The sequence below is a fragment of the Streptomyces sp. NPDC033270 genome (genome assembly GCF_055576575.1).
The window spans coordinates 729260-735480 of the sequence record NZ_JBVIRA010000001.1; the positions used below are offsets into that span (position 1 = coordinate 729260).

General features: G+C 69.5%; 5 protein-coding genes and 2 pseudogenes. 5 read left to right on the forward strand and 2 right to left on the reverse strand.

Features of this window, described 5'->3' with window-relative positions; all coding sequences use genetic code 11:
* The first annotated feature begins 344 nt into the window (after positions 1-344).
* From ACZ5XZ_RS03425 to ACZ5XZ_RS03435, 3 genes are all read left to right on the forward strand, one after another.
* Positions 345-800, forward strand: coding sequence for a hypothetical protein (locus ACZ5XZ_RS03425; protein ID WP_468974112.1), 456 nt, complete (start codon positions 345-347; stop codon positions 798-800).
* 158 nt (positions 801-958) lie between these two features.
* A complete protein-coding gene (locus ACZ5XZ_RS03430; protein WP_468974114.1) occupies positions 959-2602 on the forward strand; it encodes a purine-cytosine permease family protein in 1644 nt (547 codons plus the stop codon).
* Positions 2603-2695: 93 nt separating this feature from the next.
* Positions 2696-3292 (forward strand): SMI1/KNR4 family protein, encoded by a 597-nt coding sequence (locus ACZ5XZ_RS03435; protein ID WP_468974116.1) that lies wholly within the window; start codon positions 2696-2698, stop codon positions 3290-3292.
* Between the two features lie 433 nt (positions 3293-3725).
* On the opposite strand, the gene ACZ5XZ_RS03440 is transcribed toward ACZ5XZ_RS03435, so the two are convergent.
* Positions 3726-4262: a hypothetical protein gene (locus tag ACZ5XZ_RS03440; protein ID WP_468974118.1), complete on the reverse strand. Its 537-nt coding sequence runs from the start codon at positions 4260-4262 to the stop codon at positions 3726-3728.
* A 453-nt stretch (positions 4263-4715) separates the two neighbouring features.
* Here ACZ5XZ_RS03440 and ACZ5XZ_RS03445 point away from each other — a divergent pair, with 453 nt between their 5' ends.
* Together ACZ5XZ_RS03445 and ACZ5XZ_RS03450 are read left to right on the forward strand one after the other, a co-directional pair.
* A complete protein-coding gene (locus ACZ5XZ_RS03445) occupies positions 4716-5141 on the forward strand; it encodes a hypothetical protein (protein ID WP_468974120.1) in 426 nt (141 codons plus the stop codon).
* A 63-nt stretch (positions 5142-5204) separates the two neighbouring features.
* Positions 5205-5332 (forward strand): annotated as a pseudogene (locus ACZ5XZ_RS03450) (plasmid stabilization protein); the annotation flags it as partial.
* A gap of 469 nt (positions 5333-5801) precedes the next feature.
* On the opposite strand, the pseudogene ACZ5XZ_RS03455 reads toward ACZ5XZ_RS03450, so the two are convergent.
* Positions 5802-6221: pseudogene (locus tag ACZ5XZ_RS03455) on the reverse strand (type III effector protein); the annotation flags it as partial.

Below are 6221 nucleotides of genomic sequence, written 5' to 3' on the forward strand. Positions count from 1 at the left end.
CTTCTCCAACTACTATATCAGGACACGCCCCACGGCCCGTGGGGGGGTGTGGTTCTTTCCCCCCCCCGGGGGGGGGGGGGGGGGGACGGGGGGGCTCCCCCCCCCCCCCCCCCCCCCCCCCCCCCCGACCATGACCCACCACTCGGTGATCTTTGAGGACAAGCCCCGGTACCGGACCAGCGCTGACAGGGGTGCCGAGGGCCCGGCCGGACCGAGTGGGTATGGCCTCCTCCCCGCACGGTCGTCCCGGAGCTCGGACGGGTTCCGACGGAATGGCCGCGAGCTGTGACCTACCGCTACAGTGCGATGCTTGTTCGATTCGGCAAGTGGTGTAGGGGGAGATTGTGAGCGTCCAACTGCGAGAAACCGCACAGGCTTTGGCGCAGACGCTCTGGCGGGAACACACCGTCTACCGCGAGCGGTCTGGGGGAGTGGTCATCCGGGGCGAGCATGTACAGCGCTGGATCAGTCTCGCGCCGGCTGGGGGCAGGGACGAGATCCTCATCCGTGCGGGGCGCATCCTCGACGGTGGTACCACCGCACCGGCGCGATCAGAAGCTGTGGTGCCGCTCTCCGCTGAAACCGTCCAGTTGGCGGCGACCTGCCGCCGCCTGCTCGCCGAAACGGCCTCTGGTCCCACGCCGGCCGCATCAAGACCGGCGGCACCGCATCAAGCGACCAACTCCGCCGCGCGCAAGGGCAGAAGAGCGGGCGGGAGGGGCTTCGGCTACTGGGTGATAGTTGTGTGCGTGGTCGGGATTGCAGCCCTCTCGATCTACGGCGCTTCGGTGACTTCGTAACGGGCCTGGCAGAAGAACCCGTGCGGCCGACGGCGGCCGGTCATTCGGAAACAGCCGGTTCACCTGGGAAGTACGCCGCGGTAACACGCGCTTCCTAACGTCCGGCCGTGAGCGACGCAGCACGTCGCAGTTCCCACGGCACCCCAGGAGGGCGCGGCATGACCCAGGCTGAGGCGAAACCGGCTGTCGCGGCAGAGCCGGCCAGCGGGCAGGCGGTATCGGAGACCCTGGAGGACTACACCCTCCGATTCGCGCCGCGCAGTTACCGCCGTTGGACGCCGATGGTGGTGGCGACCACCGCGCTGGGCGGCATCGCCTATATGGCCGACTTCTCCATAGGCGCGGGGATCGGCCTCACCCACGGCACCGGGAACGCGCTGGCCGCGATCCTCGTCGCGGCCGTGGTCATCTTCGTCACCGGCTTTCCGCTCGCCTACTACGGGGCGCGGTACAACATCGACCTGGACCTGATCACCCGCGGCTCCGGCTTCGGGTACTACGGCTCGGTGCTCACCAGCGTCATCTTCGCCAGCTTCACCTTCATCTTCTTCGCGCTCGAAGGCTCGATCATGGCGCAGGGGCTGAAGCTGGGCCTCGGGCTGCCGCTGTGGCTGGGCTATCTGGTCTCCACCTTCATGGTGATCCCGCTGGTCATCTACGGGATGAAGGCGCTCAGCAAGCTCCAGGTCTGGACGACCCCCGTCTGGCTGCTGCTGATGGCGGGCCCGCTGCTCTATCTGGTCGCCACCGACCCGGGCACGGTCCAACGCTTCGTGTCGTACGCGGGCTCCGACGGTCGCGGCGGCGTCAACACCGCATCGGTGCTGCTGGGCGCGGGCGTCTGCCTGTCGCTGATCGCGCAGATCGGCGAGCAGATCGACTATCTGCGCTTCATGCCGCCCAAGACCGAGGCGAACAAGCGCAGTTGGTGGACGGCCGTGGTGATGGCCGGCCCCGGGTGGGTGGTGCTGGGCGCGCTCAAGCAGGCCATCGGGCTCTTCCTTGCCGTCTACGTCCTCGCGAAGGTCGGGCCGGCCGCGGCCACGGAGCCCATCCAGCAGTTCACCGGCGCCTTCGCCGCGATGCTGCCCTCATGGCTGGTGGTGCCGCTGGCCGTGGTCCTCGTCGTGATCAGCCAGATCAAGATCAACGTGACGAACGCCTACTCCGGTTCGCTGGCATGGACCAACTCCTTCACCCGGGTCACCAAGCGCTACCCCGGCCGGATGGTCTTCGTCCTGGCCAACTTGGCGTTCGCCCTGGTCCTGATGGAGGCGGACATGTTCAGCTTCCTCAACGCCATCCTGGGCTTCTACTCCAACTGCGCCATCTCCTGGGTCGTCACCGTCGCCACCGACATCATCGTCAACAAGTACCTGCTGAAGCTGTCCCCGCACGCTCCCGAGTTCCGCCGGGGCATGCTGTACGCAGTTAACCCCGTGGGGGTGGTGGCCTTCACTGCCGCCTCCGGGCTGTCGATCGCGATGTACTTCCATGTCCTGGGCGACCTCCTCCAGCCGTACTCACCGGTCGCGGCGGCCCTGATCGCCTTCGTCCTCACACCGCTGATGGCGCTGGCCACCAAGGGCCGCTACTACCTGCGGCGTACCGACGACGGAATCGACGAACCGCTGCTGGACGCGGACGGCAACCCCAGCGCGACCATCTCCACCTGCCATGTCTGCCGGCAGGACTTCGAGCGCCCGGACCTGGCCGCCTGCCACACCCACGACGCGGTGGTCTGCTCGCTGTGCCTGAGCACCGACCGGGCCGGCGACCATGTACTGCCCGCCGCCTACTAGGGCGCGTATGGGGTCGTGACCAATGGGTGGTCCGGGTGAGGCGTCCTCAGCAGCCGGCGGTCGGTGTCATACCCCACGGCTATGGTCCCTGCTATGACCGATGATCAGATACGGGCCGAGCGGACCCTCGTCGCCTGGGCGCGGATCGAGACGTGGCTGAAGGAGCATGCGCCCCGCACCTTCCAGCGGTTGCCCGCGCCCGCGACGGAGGGCGAGCTCCGCTCGCTGGAGCAGGAGCTCGACTTGACGGTCCCGGCCGATGTGCGGGCCTTCTACCTGGTGCGCAACGGCACCGGACCAGCCTCGGATTTCGACTGGCCCACATCCCACGATGCCCCCGAGCCGACCGGGTACTTCCTGCCCGATGGTGAGGGGATCGGCCCCCTGGAGAACCTGAGCACGTGGTTCGACGGCCCGGTCGCGGCCGAGCGCCTGGACGACGAGCCCGGGCAGCGGTACCTGCCGATCACCACCATCGACCCGGACGGCTTCTACGGCAGCTTCGTCGACTGCAGTCCTGGCCAGGGCCGCGGGCCGCTCGGGAACTACGCCGAGGCCGCGTTTCCGAACCCGGGGGAGGAGACGTTCGCCGCCTACCTGACCAAGGTCGCCGACGCGCTGTGCGAGGGTCGGGGCTTCGGGGACGACAACGCGCCGCGCGTGATCGACGGGCGCCTCGACTGGCGGTAGGCGGGGTCCCGGCCCGCCGCCGACGGAGGGACGCGGGTCGCCCGGCATTCGGGCCACGTGGAGCAACGGAGAGCTGAAGGCGACCATGGTGGTGTCCGCCGTCGAGACGACCGCGGGCCTGTTGGAGAACTGGTCCCGCGGAAGGGCTCTCGATCCAGTGTCACCCCTGCCGTCACAGATCGCCCTCATCCGCCAGGGCTGGATAGGTCCAATGACGTTCTCGCCTCGCGCCGTCAGCCGCACAGGCCTGGGCGGTCGGCCGCTGTCCTAGTGGTATTGAAGCGCGTGCGTCTGCCAAGCGTGTCCGATGGTTCATGTGACTGGCCTCGTCCCTCATTCCACCAGTGGGCGGTGCGACGGCGGCCCGACCAGACCCCATGCAGCGGCAGGTCGACCGCGCCGTGGGCGGGGCCGGTGTCGCCACGGCCGCCTGTCAGCCTTCGTCCACGCTGGACAGTGCTTCGGCGATCAGGCGGGTGGCGAAGTCATGGTCGTCGGTGAGTCGGTTGATGTGCTCCGCGAGCAGGAAGGCGGTGGCTTCCAAGGGGTTCATCTCGTCCTCGGTCCAGTACCCGTACTGCTTGCGCCACAGGCTGGGACTCAGGCCGGTACCGGCGGCGACGAGCAGCCCAGCCATGGTGGGGATGGCCTCGGGACGGACGCTCCTGGGCATCATGCGCATCGTGGCCACGAGATTGGGCACCACGTACTCGACGACGTCCTTGTCGTGCTCCTCGTAGGCCATTCGCAGCCACTGCATGAACATGTAGATGAGCGTGCACGCGCCATCCAGCAAGTCATCCACCGCGCGGGGGCCCAAGGACGTGGCGAATTGGTCGGTCAGTGCTTGTTGTTCGGCGTCGGTCTGGGTCTTGTCGTCGTAGATCGCTTTGAGTCGAGAGTCGATCATCATGAGCGCTGCACCCACATCGCCGGCGGGAGCGTGCTGGGGGTCGCAGGGCGATGACACAGGACTCCTCCTAAGCTGAAGCGCCGGGGTAACGCGGCGTGTGTGAACAGTAGCTCGCCGAGTACGCGAATGTCTGACGGATCCCGGTGAAGGTCCTTCGGCGCGTGGCTGGACTCAGAAAAGGGGACAGCGGCCTTGGCCCACGGCGCCGTCGGAAATCACCGTCAGCCTCGTGCCCGTCAAGGCCCCTGGAACGGATGCCGGGCGCAGGACCGCCGGCCGGGGAGCGCGGCCAGGACGACGGACACGGCACACACAGCGCCCGCCGCGATCGTCACCGCTTTCGGGGCCGGGAATAGGGCGCCGCACAGAGCTTTCTCCGGCAGCCGGGGCAATTTGGCGCACGGTGGTCATAGCACGGTCGTCCTTCGGGAATTTCTGGGTGGGCAGCCGGAGAGGCCGGCTGTCAAAGCGCACCGAGACGATTCATTGAGAAAGGGACTCGTCCACGACATGGCCGAGCCGGAAGCCACTGAGCCCGATCCGATGCTGTGCGACCTCTGCGGCGTGCAGCTGACCCCCGCAACGCAAGTCTTCAGCCTGGTTCCAGACTCCTCCCTCATCCACCCCTACAACGCCGACCTCGACGGCATGCGACGCCTGGCAGCCTGCGGTCCCGACCACCTCGGCGAGCTCCAGCAGCACCACCGGCAACGGCCCTATATCAAGGAGGAGCTCTGGGCCGGAAAGATCGCACGCGCTCTCCGTCTGCAGCCCGACCTGAACGAGGACGAACTCGCCGAGGTGACCGACCTGACCTTCCTCCAGATCGAACGCAGCCTCACCTGGGAGAGCGAACGGTTTCTGCGCGACGCAACGCCAGAGGGCGATGGCGAACGTCCGGAGGGCGGCACGCACAGCGCTGACGGCCCAAGCTGACACCCCCGCCGCGGGCGTCCGCGCCTTGCGACGGCGCCGACGACAGCACGAACCTTCGGCCCAGGAAGCCAGGCCGCCAAGGGCCCGGGCGGGCCCGCCCGCGACCAGCTGTACACAGAGGCCAGAACGTCGAAGGCCGCTCGCACATGAACAAGGAGCAGCTGCGCCGGGCCGTGGGCCGGGGCCGCTGACCTGCACGGCAGCCCAGCCCGGGTCGGCGACGAGGCCGGGTGCAGCACCGACCGGTGCACTCGGGATGGAAGGTCGGGCCGCACCTGGCAGCTCCGTCCGAGCGCACCACGGCGCGTCCGGAGGTGCCAGGCTCCCCAGGCCCAGGAGGTGGCGGGCGTTGGAGGGGTGCCCCGCCCTGCCCTGGCCCGGCCGGTCCGAACAGCTCGTGCTGGTGCAGCGCGGGGCGCGGGGCGCGGGGCCCGGCGGACGCGACGAGTCGGTGCGCGCTTCCCGCCCCGCCGCCCGTGGCAGCGGCGGGGCGGGAAGAGGCCTGCTCCTTGATCGTCGGCGTGGCTCGCGCGTGACGGTGGAAGGTGCCCTGGGGTGTGAGGCGGTCTCCCCCTCGCCAGCTCCGGGTGTCGGGCGAAGGAGGCACAGAGCCAAGCGAGGGCAGGGGGATCTCGCGCACTCCCTGGGCAACGGGTGGGTTCAGGGGGGTGTGAGGCTGTCGAGTTGCGCGGCGAGGTCGGGGTGGGTGGTGGTCAGGTGGGGGCGGGTGGCGTTGAGGGGGCGGAGGAGCTCGGCGGGGTCGTCGTGGGCGAGGGCCGCATGGAGCTGGCTGACCGGGAGGCGGGCCGCGGTGGGCAGGTCGGTGAGGGCGCTGATCTGCCCGGCGATGCGGCGCAGGTCGGCTGCGTTGCGGCGGGCCCAGGTGGCGGTGGTGCGGTCCGCGGCGCGGCGCCGGCGGGTGGCCTGGACGCGCTGTTCGCCGGTGGTTCCGGCCGGGCCCGGGCGGCCGCGCAGGTAGCGGCGCTCGGCGGCCTGGCGGCTGGCGACACCGAGGGGGTGGGCGAGGTCGGCCCAGCTGGCGCCCGCGTCGCGGGCCGTTTCGATCAGGCCGGTCTCCCA

Bases quoted from the DNA above. Each gene is read 5' to 3' on its own strand.
- ACZ5XZ_RS03430 (WP_468974114.1), top strand. From the start codon at position 959: ATGACCCAGGCTGAGGCGAAACCGGCTGTCGCGGCAGAGCCGGCCAGC.
- ACZ5XZ_RS03435 (WP_468974116.1), top strand. From the start codon at position 2,696: ATGACCGATGATCAGATACGGGCCGAGCGGACCCTCGTCGCCTGGGCG.
- ACZ5XZ_RS03445 (WP_468974120.1), top strand. From the start codon at position 4,716: ATGGCCGAGCCGGAAGCCACTGAGCCCGATCCGATGCTGTGCGACCTC.